The following is a 1,165-nucleotide window of genomic DNA, read 5'->3' on the forward strand; positions in this document are numbered from 1 at the left end:
TCCTCGGCGAGCGCGGCCAGGCCGAGCACGGTGGCCTGGGTGAGGTGGCCGTACGCCGACGCGGCGCGGGCAGCACCCTGGTCGGCGGCGAGGCGCGAGTCGACGGCGTGCCGGGTGGCGGCAGCCCCGAGCGCCGCCGCGCGCGCGGCCTGCTCGGCACCGGCCGGCCCGACGCCGGCCACCAGGTCGTCGGCGAGAGCGGTGAGCGCGTTGTGTACGTCGGTCAACGCGGTGGCGCCGGAGTCGAGGGCGGCCGTCGCGTCATCGAGCGCAGCGGTGTCCTGCCGGGCGTTCTCCAGGGCCTCCGCCGCGGCGGGGTCCGTGGTGGTCACCGCGGCGACCGTCGTCCGCAGGTAATCGCCGAACGCCTCGCCGGATCGCGCCGCGTCGATCGAGGCCAGCGCGCGGTTCGCCCGATCGGCGTCCGCGACGACCGTCGCGGTGAGCCCGAGACGCGCGATGCGCGCATCGAGGCGGCTCGATGCTTCGGTGAGTTGCTCGACGATCGCTCGGCTCTGCCGGCCGAGCGACTCGAGGGTGGTGGCGCTCGGCTCCGCGGCCGCGACCTCGCCCTCGGTGGTGTCGTGCAGGGCGTGCAGGGCAGCGAGCCGATCGGTCAGCGCCCGCGCCTCCGAGCCGACGGCAGCCAGCTGCCCGCGGAGCGCGGCGGACTGCGTGACGAGGGTGCCGGGCACGGTGGCGGCGAGGACGCCGGAGATCCGCCGCGCGAGCTCGGAGACCGCGCCGGCGGTCGGGTCGACCGCGGCGGTCGCGTCCGCGTACGCCGTGCGCACCGTCGCGGCGTGCCGCTCGGCGACGGCCCGGGCGTGCGCCTCGTCGGCGACGGTGCCCGCCTCGGCGGCCGCGGCGTACGCGCGAGCGATCTCGTCCGCATCGACGCCTGTCGAGCCGAGGGTCGCGGATGCGCCGAGCTCGACCGCGTGCTGCGTGGACCGGCTCGCCGCCTGGCGCGCTCGAAGGGCCGTGCGAGCGGCGTCCTGGCTGCGTGCGTCGCCCTCGGCGAGCAGCGCGCGCACCTCGTTCGTGCGCGCGGTGGCCTGTGCCTGCGCGTCGTGGATCGCCGCGTCGTCGACCGCGGACGGCGCCGACGGGCCGCCGGTCTGCGGCGCTGCGACGCCGAGGGCGCGGCGTAGACCGGTCCTGG

The 1,165-nt window shown here is 78.1% G+C and carries 1 protein-coding gene; it reads right to left on the reverse strand.

Features of this window, described 5'->3' with window-relative positions; translation table 11 throughout:
* Window positions 1–1,165: hypothetical protein (locus F8A92_RS18785; RefSeq protein ID WP_194291592.1), on the reverse strand; the 1,165-nt coding region annotated here is incomplete at both ends.

The sequence above is a fragment of the Cumulibacter manganitolerans genome (assembly GCF_009602465.1).
GTDB classification, from domain to species: domain Bacteria; phylum Actinomycetota; class Actinomycetes; order Mycobacteriales; family Antricoccaceae; genus Cumulibacter; species Cumulibacter manganitolerans.